Source organism: Bacillus pumilus (assembly GCF_024498355.1).
GTDB lineage: Bacteria > Bacillota > Bacilli > Bacillales > Bacillaceae > Bacillus > Bacillus pumilus_P.
In genome coordinates, this window is sequence record NZ_CP101833.1 from 2,576,594 (window position 1) to 2,598,505 (window position 21,912).

A 21,912-nucleotide genomic window follows, 5' to 3' on the forward strand; every position below is an offset into this window, starting at 1 on the left:
TCTCTTTTTCGTCGCCTGAATAGGATTGTCTCCCTCTAAATAGGTTGACTTCTCCTTTTCAGCGTCATATAATAGACTTTGTGTGAAATATGGCAGCCTTTTTGTTCGGCTTTTTTGTATCATTTTGTTCCTTCTATATGGAGGTGCATCTTGTAACTCCCTGCTGCTGGAGCGAGGATGCATGAAAACATAATGACGAAAAAGAGGAAGAACAGACGGTTTTTATTTTTCACAAATAAAAACAATAAGGAGGAGTCACATTATGGCTCGCTATACAGGTCCAAGTTGGAAGATTTCCCGCCGTTTAGGCATTTCATTAAGCGGAACAGGTAAGGAACTTGAAAAACGCCCTTACGCTCCAGGCCCACATGGTCCAGGACAACGCAAAAAACTATCTGAATATGGTTTACAATTACAAGAGAAGCAAAAGCTTCGTCACATGTACGGTGTCAACGAACGTCAATTCCGTACACTATTTGACAGAGCTGCTAAACTTCCTGGTAAACAAGGTGAAAACTTCATGATCCTTCTTGAAACTCGCCTTGACAACCTAGTATACCGTCTTGGCCTTGCTCGTACTCGCCGCCAAGCTCGTCAGCTAGTGAACCATGGTCACATCCTTGTTGATGGAAGCCGTGTAGATATCCCATCTTTCTCTGTAAAACCAGGTCAAACGATTGCTCTTCGTGAGAAATCTCAAAACCTAACAGTTGTGAAAGAATCAGTTGAAGTAAACAACTTCGTTCCTGAATACCTTTCTTTCGATGCTGAAAAGCTTGAAGGAACTTTCACTCGTCTTCCAGAGCGTTCTGAATTAGCGCCTGAAATCAGCGAACAACTAATCGTTGAGTTCTACTCTCGTTAATTTCATTGCTCTCTAAGAGAGAGCAAAAAAACCCTAGATCCCTTGATTGTTCAAGGTGGTCTAGGTTTTTTTGTTTGGGTTACTTCTTTAAGAGCGAACACCTTATCCCGCCAAAAGAAAAAGAGAACTGCGATTATCCTTTACCCTTTTTCATTTTTTCCTTATAATTACATGTGTTAAAAATTTTTAAAACAATGACGAAAGGAAAAGGTAGGGAAAAACAATTTGTCGATCATCTCATTTATATTAGTACTTCTGCTCATTTCAATTGTTATCTACGCGATAATGAGAAAAACAAAGGTTGTCGATGAACCGCCTGGAGCTATCATAGGGGTTCTCCTCATTTTACTCATCTTTTTTTCGCTTAGTTTTGTAATGATCATTCCAAGTACCGTACTTTATATCGTTTCATTAGGAGTGAACTTTCTTTTTGGGGAATATATCACCTATGATTCATTTTTTTCATTGTTGATCTTCTCTTTATTGGTCAGTGGGATTATTCTTTTTTGGTCGATCTTTTTAGCATTCATTGGTAAAGGAATTTCCTCCTTGCTAAGATTCCCCAAATGGGTCGAGTTTATAATAGAATTTCTACTCTCATGGATCGTTGTGCATTTCTCAGTTAAGTTTGTGCTCAATATGAAAATAGTGAACGTCTCCATTTGGGAGTATGGTACATTGATTTTATCCTTCTTTGTCAGTTTTTTATTTATTGGAATTGATTTCGTATACTCAGGTATTGAGCAACGAAAACAATCGCTGGATACACATGCTTAGTATGACGAAAAAGCTCCTAGACATCTTTCTAGGAGCTTTCAATCGTTCATTTATGTTCTGCCCAATTTGTGATGAGCTGCTCGGTTGTCATGACAGTCGCAAATTCGTCATGCAGTGTTGCAAGTGAGAGGCGATGGATCGTTTCTGGGTCATAATATATACCGGTTTGATCTGTTAATCCAAAGGCGGCTGTTGCATCTGAAATGAGGTATGTATCAAAGCCTAGGTTTCCACTCATTCTTGTTGTGGTAGATACGCAGTGCGGTGTTGTTAATCCTGCGATCACAACAGTGTCGATCTCGTTTGATCTTAGTTGTTCCTCTAAGTTTGTACCTATAAAGCTGCTGTTAACTTTCTTTTGTAACACCATTTCTTCATCAAGCGGTTTGGCGATATCCTTGAAGGAGTGCCCTTCATTTGCTGGATGAAATAAGGAGTGCGGCTGATCCGATGTATGCTGAATATGAATGACTGTCCAGCCTTTTTTTCTCCAAAACGTCAATAAACGACTGATATTCTTCTCTGCATCTAGGTTATTTCGTTCTCCCCATTTTTCATGCTCAAATGCCTTTTGTACATCTACCATAATCAAAGCCTTTTGATTCGTTTGCACAAACGCCCACCTCCAAAGATTCTCGTTCACTACATGTAGTGTAAGGAATAGTGGTCGATTTGTACATGCTTTTACTGATGTTTTGTCTGATTTTGCACCAAAAAGACAAACCACCCACTGGCTATGATGTTAGAGATTACCTATAGATGATGAGAAATGAACAGGGAAAATAGAGAAAGTATCCTAAGAAATATTGTTTAAGTTGTTGCGTCAATTTAAACTCCTTATCGAGATTATCTTAATTCATCATCCAAAGGAACAATCACTTCATCTAACAATGTTCTCCACGCTCGTTTCATTTCAGGTCCGTATTTTAATGGTTTAGCATCTGGATGAATTGCTTTATATTGATCAAATTGTTTACTATCAATGATGTTCCCAATATTCGGAATAGGATCAGTTCCTATCATATATTGAATAGATGATAAATGGAGTTCGTTCTCATCCACGAACCACGTTTCAGCAAATTCTTTAATATGGGAATTTTTCTTTTTTGTAAAGAATGTTCGTTTGACCACTAATATATCTTCATCTGGATTCACCTGTTTATTGTCCATTTCATTGAGGATCGCTCGATACACATCTTTTACCACTTCAGCTTTTTTCAATTTTTGAAGTGCCTTTTCGATTTCTTGACGGATATCATGATTATTGGCAGAGTAATTTCCTAACAGTTGATCAATAAAGGCAGAGTCAATGTCGTATAGCTTAACAGAATTCTCACCATAAAATTCAATATCCGAGAAGTTGGGTGTTTCCTCTTCTTTCTCTTTCGTCCCTTCTTCTACTAGTGAGCCTTTGATTGTATTGTATATACCGATATTTTCTTCGATCGTCATCACTTGTTCTCGCAAGGCTTTCGATGCTTCCATATCATCGTTGTAATTGTCATACGTCACGAGAGCTTCATAAGCATTACTCAGCTCTTGGAATGCTTTAACAAATTCAACACGTTCCTCTACTGGCGAATGCTCGTCCAATTCAGAAAGATTGATATCAAGTGACTTTAAGGTTTTATGTGCCTTTTTAAATCGTTTCAATGATTCTTCATAAGTTGGGTACACAAGATTCGTTTCTTCCTGTTCGTTAGAGTATGTCTTGGTCGCTTCCTCTACATTCCACTCCATCGTCCACGGCTTTCTAAACGTCATGATGAGCCCTTTTGTTTTACCAGGATATGTACGATTTGTTCGCGAGAAAGCTTGAATTAAACCCGCATACTCTAAGAGTCGATCCACAAAAAGAGTTTGTATGGTCGGCGCATCAAAGCCAGTTAAAAGGCGATCAACCACAATCACTAAATCTATATGCTTGCCAAATTGTTTAAACTCCGCTTTTTTTCGGGCTAATCTGTTGTTAATGTCCCCATTATACCGCTCAATATCTTGAATCGACCAAGCGGTATCATAGGATTGATTATAGTCTTTGATGATGTTTATCATATCTTCTTGATCTAGTTTTGAAGTTTCTTCATTATCATTTAATGAGTAGGTGATCGCGATTCTAGGAAAATCCTTATCCTCTATCGTTCGCCCTTTACGAATAGGATGACCTTCAAACTCTTTTGCCATCCAATCAGGATCTTTCGTCATCCTTTTTATCGCATCATAATATCGTTTGGCCATCGCAATAGAGTTTGTTGTCAGAATAGCAGACTTTTGCGGTCGTCCGTTTTTGAAATCAAACTTTGTATAAGCATTATCCGGTCGAAATATCTTATGGATGACCTTTTGAATATGCTCATCACTTTCATAGATAGTGGATGGCAAATGGGATTCCTTCTCCATCCCATCCATTTGATCAATATACGTATTTAATTCATCATCATTAAGATGAGCGTATTTGTCATTTTGACGAAGCCGAGAAAAGATATGATTGCTAAGAGAGTTTGGTTCAATCGTATCTTCATGTTCTACTTGGAATCCTAGAACTGCACCATCATCTAAGGCGTTTTTAATCGTATATGTATGAAGCTCTTCACCGTATTGATCACGAGTCGTACGTGCTAACTGCCCTTTTGGTTGTTTTTTATTAACATCGAAAATAGGTGTTCCAGTAAAGCCAAACCAAGTAGAATTAGGGAACGTTTTCTTCACAGACTCCATGCCCTCCGCACTTAATGCTCGATGGCATTCATCAACGACAAAGACAATATGTTGTCCGATCAGTTTTTGAAATCGGTTCTTTCCATCTTGCTCTTCTTGTTTTTTTGCATATTTGATGGCATTCTCTAGCTTTTGACGAGTCGTAATAATAATGGTATTTGAATTGGCATCCGCTAATAGTGTTTCACTAAGTTTTCGTGCGCTTTTTGTTCCAATAATTAAACTATTAGACTTTACCTTATCTGAAGAGATACCTGTATTAAATTCAGACGCAAACCTTGTAAATTCTGTGGTGGTTTGATTATCTAAATCTTTTCGGTCAATGAGCATAATTGTCCGGTCAACGCCAGGTTTCCTTGCTAATAATTTGGTCGCAACGAAACTCGTTAATGTCTTTCCTGACCCTGTTGCATGCCATACATATCCAGATTCATGCTTCATCGCTGCGGTAAACAATGCTTCAATTGCATGTATTTGATATGGATGTAAAACCATTAACGCTTTTTGATCATTTTCTTCGCTCACAACGGTATATTGAGCGATCAATCGATGGGCATCTGGAATGTTCAATACTTGTTTCACAAATTCATAGAGGTTGTTCACTTTTCGGTTATTTTTCGTCCGCCAACTAAAAACAAACTTCTTATGCATATCTTTTGGCAGAGCATTGGCAAAATAACGAGTCGTTTGTTCATTTGAAATGACAAATAACTGAAGAGTGGAAAAAATATTATTACGAAATAGCCCTTCCTCTGCATACTTCTTCACTTGATTGTATGCTTGAAACACACCATCTTTTGCCGTAACTTTTTTCAATTCAATTTGCACAATGGGTAACCCATTGATTAATAACGTCACATCAAAACGCCTGTCACGTTCGTCAATGTTCTCTCTTTTTTTCGCAATTTGATGAACAACTTCATATGTAGAAATGCCCCCACCGATATCATGATTTGAATAAAGAACGAGTGACATCGAACCTAACGACACATCATCTCGTTCAATCGTAATGCGAGCAATTCCATTTTCACCTTTTAGCCATCTTGCGGCGTCGAAAGGTGTTTGTGTTTTATTTAAAATTTCCGTTTTAATCTTATCAAATTCCTTATCAGAAATCGGATGTTCCCCAATTTCTGATAAGTTGTTTTGTGTGATGATCTTTCGTAAATTCTGCCATAAGTCGGCTTCTGATTTTAGATCTGGACGATAGTTCCATTGGTTATGTCCTTCACCCATTACCTCAATTAACTGACGTTCTATTTCTGTTTCATCTCTATGTTCATTCTTGCCCATTTGAATTCCCTCCTCTTGCTTATAAAAACATTTTTTGCAAAAAGGCCTTTTTGGTTTGTTTTAAAATATCTATTTCTTGTTCGCATAGAGCGATTGTTTTGTCTAGTTGTTTGAAGAAGCTCGCGATTTGGGTTTGTTCTTCTCTTTTTGGATAATATAGATTCACTTCTTTTAAATCAGAGTTATGTAGATGAACAACTGATTTACCTTGTGCTTTTCTACTTAGTTCTTTTTGTTGTTTACCATTTGAGATAGTGAGTGCTAAAAAAATAGAATTAATGTCGTCACAGGGGTAAATAACATTCAAGTCTCCACCCAAAATAATACCGGGTCTTTTTACTACAGATGCTCTAGCAATATCCTCAGATGTTTCACCAGATGAAGGGACAATTACCTCATAACCCTTACTAATTAAAGATTTTTCTTTTATTTTAGTAAATGTATCGACTTCTTCTATCACAGTTTGATATTTAGTATATAAACTGCCATATAAAATTATAGGATCTCCTTCTTCTACTATATCACTTTTAGAATATCCAATTCCTTTAGCAAAAGTAGCTAAATCTTTTAATCTTTTCTTTTCCCATTCCCCATTAAACCCAGGAAAACGAATTTCCGGTACAGATTCTCCTTCTTTCGGAAACATTTTTTGCAAGAATCCTTGTTTCGTTTGTTTTAAGGTGTCTAGTTCTTGTTGTTGAAAAGCAATTGTTTCGTCTAGTTGTTTGAAGAAGTTGCCGATTTGTGTTTGTTCCCTTAATAGGGGCACATTAATAGAGATTTTATAAATACTATTTTTTGATAAGCTAGGTACCCCAGTTGATTCATCGTACTTCTTCCAATCAATTCTATTAGCTAGTGAGTACAGAAAATACAAATCATTTTTCCCTTTAACTGTCATATAAAACAAAGTATCTACCGTCCAAAAAGGTGCTAATAACAACTGCGGTTTATTTATAGTACCTTTCCTTCCAATTCCAATAGCATCATCATCTGATAACTTATCATTAACACTATGCATATACCCACCAGTACCATAAACTGGGATATCTCCTTTTTTTAAATGTTTATAATCCCTGCCCGAGTTTATATTCAACACGTCAACAATTTTACATTCGTCCCATTCCCCACTAAACCCTTTAAACCTAACTTCCGGCACGCTCTTACTTCCCACGTTTAAACACCTCTAATGCACCTTTCATCCATTCTGCGTCTTCTTCATCAAACTGCATGGAAGAAATCATGTCATATAAATTAGACTCTAGTTCTTCTTTTTCTTTTCGAATCTCTTGAATTTTTGCTCCTATGGCAGCCATATCGACAGGTTCTTCTTCTTCGAATGTATCGACATATCTTGGAATATTTAAGTTGAAATCATTCTCTTTAATCTCTTCAAAGCTTGCCACATGTGCATACTTTTCTACATCTTCTCGTTTTTGATATGTCTCTACTACTTTATCAATGTTATCAGTTGATAATTTGTTTTGATTTTTTCCTTTGGTAAATTCTTTACTTGCATCGATAAATAGTACATCACGCGTTGTACGGTTTTTCTTTAAAATGATGACAGTGGTTGGAATGCTTGTACCAAAGAATAAGTTTGCTGGTAAACCGATCACCGCATCAATGTGTCCATCTTCTAGTAATTTCTTACGGATGACACCTTCAGCTGCGCCTCTAAAAAGAACTCCATGTGGCAGGACAATCGCCATAGTTCCAGAATCTTTTAAATGATATAAGCCATGCAAAAGAAAAGCAAAGTCCGCTTTTGATTTCGGTGCCAACTTTCCATAGCGATTAAAACGTGAATCATCTAAAAATGTATCGTCTGCTGACCATTTGGCTGAATATGGCGGATTCATTAGAACTGAATCAAATGTATATGGCTCATCGGTTGGCCAGTCTTTATTTAGTGTATCCCCGTTACGCAAGCGCATGTCCTCGTAATCGACACCGTGCAGAGTTAAGTTCATTTTTGCTAAATTAAAAGTTGTCGTATTCAGTTCTTGCCCATGATATTTCACACTTTCTGGATACTTAATGTAATTACGAACATTTAACATTAAAGAACCAGAACCCATAGTAGGGTCATACACGCTGAATAATTTTTTCTCCTCTTGCCCCATTGCCACAATACGTGCCATCATGATAGAGACCTCATGTGGTGTATAGAATTCGCCGGCTTTTTTCCCTGCTTCCGAGGCAAATTGACTGATTAAATATTCATAAGCATCCCCAATGACATCTCCATTATGACCAATGACATCAACATCATTTAATTTTTTCAATACCTCTGTAATGGTGATATTTCTCTGTTGATCATCTGACCCCAGTTTTTTCGATTTCAAATCCACATCATCAAACAAGCCACTAAATTGAAGATATTTCGTCGATAAATCAATGAATGCTTTATTCAAATCATTCAACTGAAAGATATTCTGTTTTGCCTGACTCGCTAACTCACTAAATAAATACGTTGGTTCGATATCATACCCTATCGTATCGACTAATGTTTCAATTAAGTCTTTTTGAATATCCTCATCTGATAACAACTCTTTGTATAATTGCGCTTGTTTATCCTGCGTGTCATATTCTTCCAGTGATTCATCTGCAACTTCGACCACTTTTTCTAATAATCGATCAGATAAATATTTATAGAAGATCAATCCTAATAAATAGTTTTTATACTCTGAAGCATCCATTTTGCTTCTAAGGTCATCTGCGGCACTAAATAATGTTGTATGTAAGTCAGCCATCGTTATTTCCTCACTTTTCTTTATTGATCATGTTGTTTTAATACTTCTAAAAATAGTTGTTCTTCTAATTTTGCTTGTTTCTTCATAAGCGCTTGACGCTTTCTAAAATGAAAATAGGCTCTTCCTATCATTTGTTGTTTTTCAATAGAAGGAAGATGCACTTCTAACGCACGAAAAATCCCTGGTGTTAGTTTTGGAACCGTACTTCCTTGCATAGAAATCGCCATTTGTTTTTTCATAAATTGAGATTCATTTAAAACATAACATAAATACTGCTTATCTAGTTCTTCAGTTTCTATGATCAGCTTGGCAAAGTTTTGGTTCATGACTTTACCTTGAGTCTCAATACTGACAATCCCTGCAATCGAACTAACAAAGCTGAAGACAACATCACAAACATTTGTTAAGTACGGATCAACCGTTAATAATGTGCTTTCTTTTTCATTTACAATGGAGTCTAAATAAGCGCCATCTAAATCTTTCATTAAATCTTCATAAGAATATGCAGATAAGCTATTGTCGGCTTTTTCATTTCTTCTTGATTGGTTTTTTCCCATTTTGATCGTTATGATTTGTTCAAGCTTCATATCCCGCCCTCATTTAGTAATTCGTACGAATTACTTTATAACATATACATTCATCGTACCATAGTCTGATTTCATCGACAATCATTTCAAGTATTCACACGAATAGAACTTCATCAATAGGTACTCCATGTTTCTTCATGATTAAATCTACTTGTAAAATACAGAAAGCCAGCTTCCATGAATGGTAGCTGGCTATTTTAAATTAATTCGTATTCTGTCCCCCGCCGTTCAGTCCTTCTTTAATATAGCCTTTGACTTGGCTTGAGGCTAATAGACCGATATGTCCAACTCCGTGGATAAGGACGTTCCTTGCGCCAATTAAGCGGGAGAGGCTGTTGACGACGATGAGATCGGCTGAGCTATAGACGGATGTGTAAAGAATTTTTTGATTTGGATCGGTGCCTGGTAATGCTCTGAGTGAAACGAGTCCATTCGCTCCACCTAGTGTGACGACATTTTCAATTTTATCTCCGCCGTCTAGGTTCTTAATATAGTATAACGTGTTGGCTCCACCCATGCTATGCGCCACAATATCTACTTTTTTGGCGCCCGTTTTGGCTAGCACATCTTTGACGTATCTAGATAGACGCGGTCCATTATTAAGGTTATTGCCTGTTTTGTCTATGAAATCAATTGCATATAATTGGTTTCGGTCCCAGCCCTGTGACACCAGGTATCTTTTGATCGCCGCGAAGTTGTAAGAGGCACCACCCATGCCATGGACCATCACAACCGGATTATGCTCAGCCGCTTTGACCTCTTTCGGCTGGACGAAAACCATTGAACCAACCACCAATGCAAATGCAACGAGAATCTGCAAACTCCTTTTCATCAAAAATGACACTTTCATTCCCCCTTATTTATCTTGTTCGACTCTATTTTAAACAACAAAAATATGACAGAAAAGTGAACAAGGCACTGTTTGTCCGATATTTTCACAAGAAATAAATAATGAAAAAGCACCTTTGACTTTCTCATGAGCCAATGCCAAAAGACTAGACATTCGTTTCTCTTACAGTCTGTTGGTCTATGTGACAGCCTCCATGACTCAATTGGCATAAAAAAAAGCAGCCGGTTCTCTCAGCCGGCTGCACATCATTCTTACTTGTAATTCACAAGGAAGTATTTCTTTTTCCCTCTTCTTAAAACAGTGAATTGGTTTTCAATTCGGTCTTCAGCTGAAAGAACATAGTCTTTATCGGTTTGTCTCTCTCCGTTGATGTAGACCGCACCATTTGTGATATCTTCACGTGCTTGACGCTTTGATGGAGACAGCTTTGATTCCACAAGGATATCGACTAGTGTTAATTCTTCTGTGCTGCTTTTCTCCATTGATGGAACATCCTTAAAGCCTACTTTGACTTCTTCAGCTGAAAGAGATTTGATCTCGCCTTTAAATAGTGCATTTGAGATGTTCACAGCCTGTTCTAGTGATTCACGGCCATGTACAAGCGCTGTCACTTCTTCTGCTAAACGGCGCTGCGCTTCACGTTTTTCAGGTGCTGTTTGCACTTTTTCTTCGTAAGATGCGATCTCTTCTTTTGATAAGAACGTAAAGTATTTTAAGTATTTCACGACGTCACGGTCATCTGTGTTGATCCAGAATTGGTAGAATTCATAAGGTGACGTTTTTTCTTTATCTAACCAGATTGCGCCGCCTTCTGTTTTACCAAACTTCGTGCCGTCTGCTTTTGTGACAAGCGGCATCGTGAGACCAAATGCTTTTGCGCCTTCTGCCTCAGACTTGCGGATCAACTCAAGTCCAGATGTAATATTTCCCCACTGGTCACTACCACCGATTTGCAGCTTACAGTTTTCATTTTTGTAAAGGTTTAAGAAGTCTAACGATTGCAAAATCACGTAGCTGAACTCTGTGTACGAAATCCCTGTCTCGATGCGTGAGCTGACGATATCTTTTGCCAGCATGAAGTTCACACCGAAGTTCTTTCCAATATCACGAAGGAACGTGATGACATTCATTTGGCTGATCCAGTCATAGTTATTGACGATGACGGCTGGGTTCTCGCCTGCTTCAAAATCAAGAAATTGAGACAGCTGGCCTTTGATTTTCTCTGACCACTGTTCCACGATTTCTGCCGGGTTTAGTGAACGCTCTGCTTTTTTGAAGCTAGGATCTCCGATCAGTCCAGTTGCGCCGCCAACAAGGGCAATCGGGTGATGCCCTGCTTCTTGGAATCTGCGCAATGTTAAAATGGGCAATAGATGACCAATGTGCAAGCTGTCAGCTGTCGGATCGAAGCCGGAGTACAGCTTGATTTTTTCTTCTGCTAATAATTTTGTTAAACCTTCTTCATCTGTTTGCTGCTGAATTAATCCTCTGAACGATAAATCTTCCATCAATTGACTCATATCCAAATCTCCTTTTTTTACAATTCAACATAAAAAACGCCCCTTCGAATGAACGAAGGGACGATATATATCGCGGTACCACCCTGCTTAAAAGACAAAATATCACGTCTTTTCACTTACACTGATAACGGACAGATCCGTTCTTTCACTAATGAGGCAGCATTCATGCTCCTTTTCGTAAAAGCGGTTCGTGAGGGTAATTCGAATATCTCTTTGTACTGACTCGCACCAGCCGTCAGCTCTCTTGGACAGGGAAAGATGATTCTACTGAATCTCAGTCAAAACCTTTTCGTATTCAACTAAAGTCATTTTTAACATACTTTTGATATCAAGTCAACTGACGAAGGAGATTAATCTTCCATTGTCGAAAGGTCGCCAGCAGGTAAATTCAGCTCCCACGCCTTTAGCACACGTCTCATAATTTTTCCGCTTCGCGTTTTTGGCAGTTTGTCTTTAAACTCGATTTCTCTTGGTGCCGCATGTGCAGCAAGCCCCTTTTTCACAAACGTACGAATCTCTTCTTTCAGCTCATCTGTCGGCTCGTATCCGCTCCTGAGAGCAATGAATGCTTTGATAATTTCACCACGTACCGGATCTGGTTTTCCAATGACACCAGCCTCTGCAATGGCCGGATGTTCAACCAGTTTACTTTCCACCTCAAATGGACCGACCCGCTCTCCTGACGTCATGATGACATCGTCGACACGTCCCTGGAACCAAAAGTATCCGTCTTCGTCCATATATGCTGAATCTCCTGAAACATACCAATCTCCCGGCATAAAGTAAGATTCATATTTTTCAGGATTGTTCCAGATCGTATGCATCATGGACGGCCAGCCCTTTTTGATCGCAAGGTTGCCCATCCGGTATGGTGGAAGTTCATTTCCGGCATTATCCACAATCGCGGCTTCTACGCCTGGAATTGGTTTCCCCATCGAGCCTGGTTTGATGTCCATGCATGGATAATTACAAATCAGCTGTGCACCAGTTTCCGTCATCCACCAAGTATCGTGAATTCGTTTGCCAAATACAGCGTCTCCCCAGCGGATCACTTCCGGATTGAGAGGCTCTCCTACACTTAAGACATGACGGAGCGAGCTGAGGTCATATTTTTGAATGAGGTCGTCCCCTGCCCCCATCAGCATTCTGAAGGCTGTCGGTGCACTGTACCAAACGGTCACACCAAGTGATTCAATCGTTTCATACCACGTATCAGGATTAAACCGGCCACCTAAGATGACATTCGTTGCCCCATTTAACCATGGTGAAAAAATACCGTACACTGTCCCTGTTACCCAGCCTGGATCAGCTGTACACCAGTAGACGTCATCTTCTTTCAGGTCAAGCACCCATTTACCGGTCTGGTCTTGCTGCACCATCGCGCCATGGACATGCAGCACACCTTTTGGCGTACCAGTTGACCCTGACGTGTAATGAAGTAGGAAACCGTCTTTTTCATCCATCCATTCTACTTCAAGTTCCTTTACTGCCTCCTGAAATGCCTCTTCGTAGTGAATTGTCCGCACACCACCGATGTCTTCCTTTTCACCGCCGACAATGATGACAGATTCAAGCTTCGGAAGCTCTGCAAACGGAATACGCTCAAGCAGATCCGGCGTTGTCACAATGACCTTCGCCTCGCTATTTTCTAAACGGTCTTTGACGGCGCCTTCCATAAATGCCTCAAATAACGGGCCAACGATCGCACCAATTTTGACAGCACCAAGCAGAAGAAAATAGAGCTCAGGTGATCTTGGCATAAAGATAAACACGCGATCCCCTTTTTGCACATGCGCCTTTTCTCTGAATAGATTTCCCGCTTTGTTTGTGTTGATTTTCATATCCCTGAACGTATACTTTTCATCCCGCTGTGAATCTTTGTAATGAAGCGCCACCTTGTTCTTACGAAACGAGTCCGCATGTCTGTCAATTGCTTCATAGGCTGCATTTATTTTTCCTGTTTCATACCAGGAGAAGTTTTTTCTCGCTTCCTCCCATGAAAATTCTTTGTATGCCTGCTCATAATCATTTAAATGATAGTCTCCTTTTACTGATGGTAGCGTTTCCACTTTCATCAAACAGTCCCCCTTTGCATACGTTTACAATGACCATTATAGTATAGATGACTTTTTTTCTCAATTTTTAAAAAACTTATGGTGAAACCGTTTTAATTTCTTCAAGATTTAAGCTAAAATAGAGACGACTCACTAGAATTTGAGGCGGTGGATACGTGGAGCATCCTAAAACTTATTATTCAAAAACAATTGAGCGAGAAACAGGTTCTATCCTGATTGAAGGACCGGTACCTGCATCAGAGCTTGCGAACTATACGTTTCATGAAGGACTAACGGCATTTCGCACGCCTGAGGAGCAGAAACAAGCACTTGTTGAAATAGCAGATCTTCCAGAAGGACGTATTATCATTGCAAGAGTGGATGAGCTTGTCGTAGGCTATGTCACGTATTTGTATCCTGATCCGCTTGAGCGCTGGTCAGAGGGCAAGATGGACAATTTAATCGAGCTTGGCGCGATTGAAGTCGCTCCTCCATTTAGAGGATGCTCGCTCGGCAAGCATTTACTTGATGTGAGCATGATGGATGAGCAAATGGAGAACTACATCATTATTACAACTGAATATTACTGGCATTGGGATTTAAAGGGGACAAAGAAAAACGTTTGGGAGTACCGTAAAATGATGGAGAAAATGATGAACGCAGGTGGTCTTGTCTGGTTTGCAACAGACGAGCCAGAGATCAGCTCACATCCAGCCAATTGTTTAATGGCGAGAATCGGAAAAAACGTGAGTCCTGATTCGATCGAGCGTTTTGATCGTCTTCGCTTCCATCAGCGCTTTATGTATTAACGTTCAATTCGTTTTTTTGGCAAAGGGGATTGGTAAACAATGATGATTGAACAAATTATGGAGCGTGATGTGATCACGCTGCGAAAAACCGATACGATCGAAGAAGCCATTCAAAAAATGAGTGCACATCACATTCGGCATATTCCCATCGTATCTGATCAAGATTCTGTCATTGGGATGGTGACAGATCGGGATATTAAAAATGCCAGTCCAAGTATTTTCGAAACAGAAAAAAGGCAGCTTTTTATTCAGCGGCCGGTAGAAGAGATCATGGTGCTAGAGACAATCACCGCCCATCCGCTTGATTTCGTTGAGGAGATTTCGAGTGTCTTTTTTGAGCATGGAATTGGCTGCCTTCCAGTGGTGAGACGCGGTAAGCTTGTAGGCATTATCACAAAGACAGATTTACTTCGTACGTTTGTCAGACTGACAGGTGCAGATCAGCCTGGGTCACACTTAGAGGTTGAAGTGAAGCAGATGACAGAAGGGCTCGCAGACATTACGGCTATTTTAAAGGAGCAGCATATTCAAATGCTGAGTGTGCTTGTGTACCCGCATGCAAATGAAGCCTCTAAAGTGCTCGTATTCCGCCTTCAAACCATTCATGCAGATCATGTGACGAAGCTGATTCGGGCAAAAGGCTACAAGGTGCTCTGGCCTATGGAGCAGACGGTCAAATGAAGGAAGCGACCTTTGTTTTTTCACCATCTTTTCAAACGTACCAGTTTCATCAAGATCACCCCTTCAATCAGCTTCGTGTCTACTTAACATACGATCTTCTTCAAAAAATGAAGGCGTTAACGGATGATGAGATCATCGCACCGCGTATGGCTACGCTGGAGGAATTAAAGCTCGTCCATACGACAGATTATATTCAAGCTGTGCAGCGGGCAAGTGAAGGAAAGCTGTCTACAGCAGAGGGTGAACGCTACGGCCTTGGCACGGAGGATACACCGATGTTTGCAGGTATGCATGAGGCGGCTTCTCTTCTTGTTGGTGGGACATTAACAGCGGTTGATCAAGTGATGCTGGGTCATTCGCAGCATGCGCTCAACCTTGGCGGCGGGCTTCACCACGGATTTAAAGGACGTGCATCTGGCTTTTGTATTTATAATGACAGCTCTGTGGCCATTCAATATATTCAAAAGACATATGGCGCAAGGATTTTATATATTGATACGGATGCTCATCACGGAGATGGTGTACAGTTTAGCTTCTATGACGATCCAGAGGTATGTACTGTCTCCATTCATGAAACGGGTCGCTACTTGTTCCCTGGAACTGGACAAGTACAGGAAAGAGGCCATGATAAAGGCTATGGCTATGCGTATAATATTCCGCTCGATGCATTTACAGAAGACGAATCGTTCCTCGAAGCATACCGAACAGCAGTGACTGAGATAGCTGCTTTTTTTAAACCAGACGTGATTTTGACGCAAAACGGGGCGGATGCCCACTATTACGATCCTTTAACCCATTTATCTGCCACCATGAAAATATATGAGGAAATTCCCAGACTTGCCCATGAGCTTGCTCATCAATATTGTGACGGCAAATGGATCGCTGTTGGCGGAGGTGGATATGATATTTGGCGCGTGGTCCCAAGAGCATGGAGCCGCATTTGGCTTGAGATGAAAGGTATCACACCGCCAGCTGACCTTCCTAAGGAGTGGATTCGGGCATGGAATAAGCAATCGCCTGTCACCCTTCCATCAACATGGTTCGACCCTGACGATTTATATCCACCGATACCAAGAAAAGCAGAAATCACAGAAAAAAATGCGCAAACAGTAGAAAAAGCACTCATGCCTGTTAGAAGAGAAAGGAAAAATGCATAAGAAAAGCAGGCATTCACTGATAAGGTGAGCCTGCTTTTTGTTTTTATTTTGTTGATTGTCTTTCTTCAATTCTGTGTGGCAGCTCAACAATTTGATCGTCCACTTGTTCTTTGTTCATCAGCTTTGTCAGCAGTCTCATTGCGACAGCGCCAATATCATATGTCGGCTGAACAACCGTTGTCAGCTGAGGACGTACCATGAGGGAAAGTCTTGTGTTATCAAAGCCAATGACCTCTAAGTCTTCAGGAATCGAGACGCCTCTGTCCTGTGCGCCGTGAATGACACCAAGAGCCATTTCGTCTGTTGCTGCAATGACAGCCGTCGGCTTGTCTGATTGCTCAAGCAGATTTGCAAGGGCTTCAATTCCTGAGTCATAGGAGTAATCGCCTTCAGCAACGAGAACATCATCAAAAGCAATGCCCGCTTCTTCTAGCGCACGCTTATACCCAGCAAGCTTTCTCACAGAGTTAATTGGTTCTGACATCGGACCAGATACGAACGCAATTCGTTTATGGCCTTTTTCAATTAATAATTGGACTGAATCATAAATGGCCTGCTCATAGTTAATGTTCACAGATGGTGTTTGTGCCTGCTCTTCAACTGATGCTGCAAGAACAATTGGTACAGGAGAGCGCTTAAATTCTTCGACAAGCACATCTGTGATGTTGCCGCCCATAAAGACAATCCCATCTACTTGTTTGCCTAGCATCGTATTTAACAAATGCAGCTCTTTATCTGTATTTTGATCTGAGTTGCTCAAAATGATGTTGTACTTGTACATCGTGGCGATATCTTCAATCCCGCGTGCAAGCTCAGAATAGAAGATACTAGAAATATCAGGGATGATGACCCCAACCGTCGTTGTTTTTTTACTTGCAAGGCCTCGTGCCACTGCGTTCGGACGGTAGCCAAGACGATCAATCGCTTCAAGCACCTTTTTTCTTGTTGTTGGTTTCACGTTCGGATTTCCATTCACAACACGTGATACCGTTGCCATACTTACATTTGCTTCTCTTGCTACATCATATATTGTAACATTATTCACATAAATCACTCCTTCAAATACACTTCATATCTATAGCATTCACCAATTAGGTAGAGACATATCAGATACGAAAAAAATAATATCCTATTTGTCATTAAAACGATGAAAAGAGACACATAATTTTTCAATCTACATCAAAATGACATTCTTTTATGAAATTATACACGTTTTTTCGTCATATGAAAACGTTCCCTTTCTTTTTATAACTAAATTAAACAAACTTTAATGAGCTTGTTACCTGTAAATTGAATCATATTTCAGCAAAAGTCATCGTGAACATCAGCTATGACAATGATCTTAGCAGATTCTGTCGAATTTTAAAAATGAAAACATTGTGAACAAGCACTTTAAGCTTGCAATGCGATTTATTCCTTTCATTTCCAATTCTATTGTGTTTTCTCCATGAAAAAACCGCCGGGCTGTTATCCGGCGGTAATTCTATCTATGATTACGCGTGAATGTTGACAAGTGGTCTTAACGCATCTAACCATTTTTCGAATTGAGGAATGTCCATTTGCTGCGCTGAATCAGATAGGGCAACAGATGGGTCTGGATGCACTTCTGCCATGACACCGTCCGCTCCAATCGCAAGAGCTGCTTTGGCTGTTGGCAGAAGAAGATCTCTACGTCCAGTTGAGTGCGTCACATCAACGAAGACTGGTAAATGTGTCTCCTGTTTCAAGATTGGCACAGCAGAGATATCTAATGTGTTTCTTGTCGCTGTTTCGTATGTGCGGATACCGCGCTCGCAAAGGATGATTTGGTCATTTCCTTGTGCGATGATGTATTCAGCTGCATTGATGAATTCTGAAATGGTCGCTGCTAGACCGCGTTTTAAAAGAACTGGTTTCTTCACAGATCCGGCTTCTTTTAATAGTTCGAAGTTTTGCATGTTACGTGCACCAATTTGAATCACATCAATATGCTCAATCGCTTCTTCAATATGCGCAGGGTTTACGATTTCACTAATGACAGCAAGACCGTATTCATCAGCTACACGCTTTAGAATCTTTAGACCGTCTACACCAAGCCCTTGGAAGTCGTATGGACTTGTGCGAGGTTTAAATGCGCCACCGCGAAGCAGTTTTAGTCCCTGCTGTTTAGCTGCTGCCGCTACTTCTGCGACTTGTTCGTAGCTTTCAACAGCACATGGTCCAACGATGAAGCGTTGTTTTCCATCACCGATAGCTTCCCCATTGATGTTCACAATTGTATTTTCTGGTTTTTTCTTACGAGAAACAAGAAGTGCTTTGCTGTGGTCATCTTCTTGAAGCTCTAGACCTGCTTTGAAAATTTCCTTGAAAATATGCTGGATCGTTGAATTTTCAAATGGGCCGTCATTTTCTTCAAGAATTTGGTTCAGCATTGTGCGCTCTCTGACAGGATCATAACGGTTGACACCTTGCGCTTCTTTTGCCTTTCCAATTTCTTTTACAATGCTTCCTCTTTCATTGATCAGTTTTAAGATTTGAAGATTTAGTTCATCTGCTTGCTGTCTCAATTGTTCTAGTTCGTTGTTGCTCATTTTTGTCATCCTTTCCTCTGCCTGCTCTCGCTTTTTATTTTTAAATTCTCTCAGGATAGGGTTTATTATAAACAAAGATTTCGGAATTGTCACGAAAAAATTCTTTATTACCCAAACGCTTTTAAGCGATAAAGTATTATGTGTAAGATTATAGCATACTTTTGGTTCAAGTAAACCTTTTTTATAAAAAAAACGTCAGCAGTTGCTGACGTTCTTCTACATATGATGTTCAAGCGCTTCTTTTGTAATGCTTGAGTGAGATGCATGCCATTTTACTTTTCCACCGCTAAAGACGAGTGCCTGGGGACTTTCGTGCTTTACCCCTGACTTTTCAGCCACATAGGCTGAAAGCTCTCTTGTGTTTTGAATTTGCAAGAAATAAGCAGGCACGTCTTCATGTGCAGACGCAAATGCTTCAAACTCATGAAAAGCAGCTTGGCTGATTGGACATGTCAAACTGTGCTTAAAAAAGACAAAGGTTCCGTCTTGATTCGTTAGTTGATCAAACTGTTCTTCTGTTTCGATGAGTTGCTTTGACATGATGTGCTCCTTCCTAACTTAAGCAGCGAGTTAGCCTTTAGTAGATTGTTCTACTTTTTCTTTGACATCTTTGATGCCGTCTTCAATTTCTGATTTTGCTTCTTGTGCTCTTACTTTTGCTTCGTCTGCTACATCTGACGCTTCGCTCGCAAGATCATTTGCAGCATCTTCTGCTTCACTTTTCACTTGATTAGCTTTTCCAGCTGCACGCTCTTTTATGTCTTTCACTTTGTCTAAAATCTGGTTTGACTGCTCTGCCACCAGCTGAGACAATTCAGACGTTTTATCTTTCGCAATCGTCACATATTCAGTGCCTTTTTCCTTCGCATCTGTTGTGAGTCGATCTGTTTTATCTTTTAAAGCATTCGCTTGGGTGTTCAAATCATCGCGAAGCTCTTTCCCTGACTTTGGTGCTAAGAATAATGCTGTTGTTGCACCGACAATGCCACCAATAAGTGTTCCGATCAAAAAGTCTTTGCTATTGATTCCGTCTTTGCTCATGATTATTCCTCCTATGCGAAAATGGTTTATTTTTGGTGTTTACGTTGTTTCCATTTTTTATAAATTTCAAGTGCTGCGTTACTCCAGCTTACAACATCCGTCACTTTTTCTTGATTCCTTTCAACGGAAGAAGAAACTGCTCCAGCTGCCTGCTTTATGCTTGTATTAAATTGGTTGATCGAGCCGCCAATTCCCTGCACTGCATCCACAACTGTGTTGAGTTTTGCCGATTTGTCTTGAATATCTTCAGCAAGCTGATTCGTCTTATGTAGCAACTGCGCTGTCTCTGTGGTGATGCCTTGCATCTGTCCTTCAAGACCTTCTAAAGTTGATGCGACATTCTTTAATGTCAGCTGTAAGGATTTTAATGTTTTAGACAAATAGATGACAAGAATGAGGAAAGCAATTGCGATCAGTGCAACGCTTAGATAGAGAATAATAATCATCTGATACCTCCTTTGTTGCGGGCATATTCAATTCAATACCCTCTCGTTGTATCATTCAAACATCGCCTAGAATGACCGATTGATTAATAATTCTACACTTATTCGCTAATTCCTGTCCACAGCGAATGAAAAAAAGCAGCACATCTTGACACATTTAGCCCCTTTGTCACATTTTATTCAACATAAAAAAGTGCCGATTGAAACGGCACTTCAGATTGTTGACAAAGGACTAAAATGATATTGATTTTAGCCCTTTGTCTTCTTTTCAGCGTGTTTGAAAACCCTTGAAGTCTAGGAAGGACGAGTACCGGAGCAGAGCGAATTTGACATTCGTGAGCACCGGCACGCAGACCTGACAACGAATGCGAGGGTTTGTCTACACGCTGAAGTGCCGATTGAAACGGCACTTTTACGATCATTTACATTTATACAGCAACTTTCTCATAAGCACGTAAATATTTTTGAATATCTCCGGCTCCCATAAAGATCAAAATCGCATCCTCGTGCGCTTTCAACACAGATGTCTCGTCTTCATCAATCAACTGAGCTTGCGGAATTTTTCCACGTAAATCTTCGATGCTTAGTTTTCCAATGTTTTCACGAGCTGAACCAAAGATATCGCAAAGATACACATAATCAGCTTTCTTTAGGCTATCAGCGAATTCAGTTAAGAATTGCTGTGTCCGTGTGAAGGTATGCGGCTGGAAAACAGCGACAATATCACGTTCTGGATATTTTTGACGGGCCGCTTCAATGGTAACCTCAATTTCAGTTGGGTGATGTGCATAGTCGTCAATTAAGACTTGCTCACCTACTGTTTTTTCATTAAAGCGTCGTTTCACACCGCCAAATGTTGTTAATGCACCCTTGATCAAATCTACATCAATGGCTTCATAATGACATAAAGCAATCACTGCTAACGAGTTGAGGACATTATGATTTCCATATGCAGGAATATAGAAGGTATCATAAAACGTATTGCGAACAAATACATCAAATGTGGTGCCTTCCGTATTTTTCACAACATTACGTGCTTGGAAATCATTTTCTTCATTGAATCCGTAGTACACAACAGGTACTTTCGCTTGAATCTTGAGCAGATGTTCATCGTCTCCGCAAGCGATAATGGCTTTTTTCACTTGAAGCGCCATGTTTTGAAACGCATCAAACACGTCATCAATGTCCGAGAAATAATCAGGGTGATCAAAATCGATATTGGTCATGATCGCATAGTCTGGATGATAGCTGAGGAAGTGTCTGCGGTATTCGCATGCTTCAAATACAAAATACTCGCTGTTTTCTTTCCCCATTCCAGATCCATCACCGATTAAGTACGAAGTTGGCTTTGCTGATTGCATCACATGGGCAAGCAGTCCTGTTGTGGATGTTTTGCCATGAGCACCAGTAATCGCAACGTTTGTGAATGAATCCATGTATTCTCCAAGGAATTTATGGTAACGAATCACAGGAATCCCTTCAGAAAGGGCACGTTCAATCTCAGGGTGTGTATCAGGAAATGCATTTCCTGCAATGACCGTCATCCCCGGCTGAATATTATCTGGGTCAAATGGAAGAATTTTAATGTTTCTTTCTTCTAATGCTTTTTGTGTAAAGATGTGCTTTTCGATATCCGATCCTTGGACAGTATACCCAGTATCATGAAGAATTTGGGCCAGTGGACTCATACCTGTCCCTTTTATTCCAACAAAATGATAAACAGTCATAATTGTACCTCCAACAAACGTCTATCTGACTTACAGTATATGACGCTCATTTCAATTTGCAACT

General features: G+C 40.1%; 19 protein-coding genes and 1 other annotated feature. Of the genes, 5 read left to right on the forward strand and 14 right to left on the reverse strand.

The window, feature by feature from the left end:
* Nucleotides 1–262: 262 nt before the first annotated feature.
* Together rpsD and NPA43_RS13105 are read left to right on the forward strand one after the other, a co-directional pair.
* Complete coding sequence (rpsD, locus tag NPA43_RS13100) at nt 263–865, forward strand: 30S ribosomal protein S4 (RefSeq protein WP_099726852.1); 603 nt, start codon at nt 263–265, stop codon at nt 863–865.
* A gap of 225 nt (nt 866–1,090) precedes the next feature.
* Nucleotides 1,091–1,642, forward strand: a complete 552-nt coding sequence (locus NPA43_RS13105) for a hypothetical protein (RefSeq protein ID WP_256498913.1) — start codon at nt 1,091–1,093, stop codon at nt 1,640–1,642.
* Nucleotides 1,643–1,688: 46 nt separating this feature from the next.
* Here NPA43_RS13105 and NPA43_RS13110 read toward each other — a convergent pair whose 3' ends face one another.
* The 8 genes from NPA43_RS13110 to acsA form a co-directional block, all read right to left on the reverse strand.
* Nucleotides 1,689–2,255 carry a cysteine hydrolase family protein gene (locus NPA43_RS13110; protein ID WP_256498914.1) on the reverse strand — a complete coding sequence of 189 codons (567 nt, stop codon included), beginning with the start codon at nt 2,253–2,255 and terminating at the stop codon, nt 1,689–1,691.
* 233 nt (nt 2,256–2,488) lie between these two features.
* Nucleotides 2,489–5,653, reverse strand: a complete 3,165-nt coding sequence (locus NPA43_RS13115; protein WP_256498915.1) for a type I restriction endonuclease subunit R — start codon at nt 5,651–5,653, stop codon at nt 2,489–2,491.
* Between the two features lie 19 nt (nt 5,654–5,672).
* On the reverse strand, nt 5,673–6,827 hold the full coding sequence (locus NPA43_RS13120; RefSeq protein WP_256498916.1) for a restriction endonuclease subunit S: 1,155 nt from the start codon (nt 6,825–6,827) through the stop codon (nt 5,673–5,675).
* Nucleotides 6,817–8,409, reverse strand: a complete 1,593-nt coding sequence (locus NPA43_RS13125; RefSeq protein WP_256498917.1) for a type I restriction-modification system subunit M — start codon at nt 8,407–8,409, stop codon at nt 6,817–6,819. The genes NPA43_RS13120 and NPA43_RS13125 overlap by 11 nt, the downstream gene beginning before the upstream one ends.
* Before the next feature lie 20 nt (nt 8,410–8,429).
* Nucleotides 8,430–8,996, reverse strand: coding sequence for a restriction endonuclease subunit S (locus NPA43_RS13130; protein WP_256498918.1), 567 nt, complete (start codon nt 8,994–8,996; stop codon nt 8,430–8,432).
* 202 nt (nt 8,997–9,198) lie between these two features.
* Complete coding sequence (locus NPA43_RS13135) at nt 9,199–9,777, reverse strand: lipase EstA (RefSeq protein ID WP_371930241.1); 579 nt, start codon at nt 9,775–9,777, stop codon at nt 9,199–9,201.
* 320 nt (nt 9,778–10,097) lie between these two features.
* Nucleotides 10,098–11,366, reverse strand: coding sequence for a tyrosine--tRNA ligase (tyrS, locus tag NPA43_RS13140; protein ID WP_256498920.1), 1,269 nt, complete (start codon nt 11,364–11,366; stop codon nt 10,098–10,100).
* Between the two features lie 53 nt (nt 11,367–11,419).
* Nucleotides 11,420–11,657, reverse strand: a binding site (T-box leader).
* A 59-nt stretch (nt 11,658–11,716) separates the two neighbouring features.
* Nucleotides 11,717–13,441, reverse strand: a complete 1,725-nt coding sequence (gene acsA, locus NPA43_RS13145; protein ID WP_256498921.1) for an acetate--CoA ligase — start codon at nt 13,439–13,441, stop codon at nt 11,717–11,719.
* A 155-nt stretch (nt 13,442–13,596) separates the two neighbouring features.
* Here acsA and NPA43_RS13150 point away from each other — a divergent pair, with 155 nt between their 5' ends.
* From NPA43_RS13150 to NPA43_RS13160, 3 genes are read left to right on the forward strand one after another with little or no spacing between them, the layout of a single operon-like run.
* On the forward strand, nt 13,597–14,229 hold the full coding sequence (locus NPA43_RS13150) for a GNAT family N-acetyltransferase (protein ID WP_256498922.1): 633 nt from the start codon (nt 13,597–13,599) through the stop codon (nt 14,227–14,229).
* 39 nt (nt 14,230–14,268) lie between these two features.
* Nucleotides 14,269–14,910: a CBS and ACT domain-containing protein gene (locus NPA43_RS13155; protein ID WP_256498923.1), complete on the forward strand. Its 642-nt coding sequence runs from the start codon at nt 14,269–14,271 to the stop codon at nt 14,908–14,910.
* Nucleotides 14,907–16,067 (forward strand): acetoin utilization protein AcuC, encoded by a 1,161-nt coding sequence (locus tag NPA43_RS13160; protein ID WP_256498924.1) that lies wholly within the window; start codon nt 14,907–14,909, stop codon nt 16,065–16,067. Before NPA43_RS13155 ends, NPA43_RS13160 begins: the two co-directional genes overlap by 4 nt.
* 43 nt (nt 16,068–16,110) lie before the next feature.
* Here the strand turns inward: NPA43_RS13160 and ccpA are convergent, their stop codons facing one another.
* The 6 genes from ccpA to murC form a co-directional block, all read right to left on the reverse strand.
* Entirely contained in the window at nt 16,111–17,112 is a 1,002-nt protein-coding gene (ccpA, locus tag NPA43_RS13165) for a catabolite control protein A (protein WP_099726842.1), read from the reverse strand.
* Between the two features lie 448 nt (nt 17,113–17,560).
* Nucleotides 17,561–18,637 (reverse strand): bifunctional 3-deoxy-7-phosphoheptulonate synthase/chorismate mutase, encoded by a 1,077-nt coding sequence (locus tag NPA43_RS13170; RefSeq protein ID WP_099726841.1) that lies wholly within the window; start codon nt 18,635–18,637, stop codon nt 17,561–17,563.
* Nucleotides 18,638–18,853: 216 nt separating this feature from the next.
* Nucleotides 18,854–19,177 (reverse strand): bacillithiol system redox-active protein YtxJ, encoded by a 324-nt coding sequence (gene ytxJ / locus NPA43_RS13175; RefSeq protein WP_256498925.1) that lies wholly within the window; start codon nt 19,175–19,177, stop codon nt 18,854–18,856.
* A 30-nt stretch (nt 19,178–19,207) separates the two neighbouring features.
* Complete coding sequence (locus NPA43_RS13180) at nt 19,208–19,678, reverse strand: YtxH domain-containing protein (RefSeq protein ID WP_099726839.1); 471 nt, start codon at nt 19,676–19,678, stop codon at nt 19,208–19,210.
* A 26-nt stretch (nt 19,679–19,704) separates the two neighbouring features.
* Complete coding sequence (locus tag NPA43_RS13185) at nt 19,705–20,124, reverse strand: DUF948 domain-containing protein (protein WP_024424855.1); 420 nt, start codon at nt 20,122–20,124, stop codon at nt 19,705–19,707.
* 425 nt (nt 20,125–20,549) lie between these two features.
* The gene (gene murC / locus NPA43_RS13190) at nt 20,550–21,848 is read right to left on the reverse strand and encodes a UDP-N-acetylmuramate--L-alanine ligase (protein WP_099726838.1); all 1,299 of its coding nucleotides are present in this window, start codon (nt 21,846–21,848) and stop codon (nt 20,550–20,552) included.
* Between the last annotated feature and the right edge of the window lie 64 nt (nt 21,849–21,912).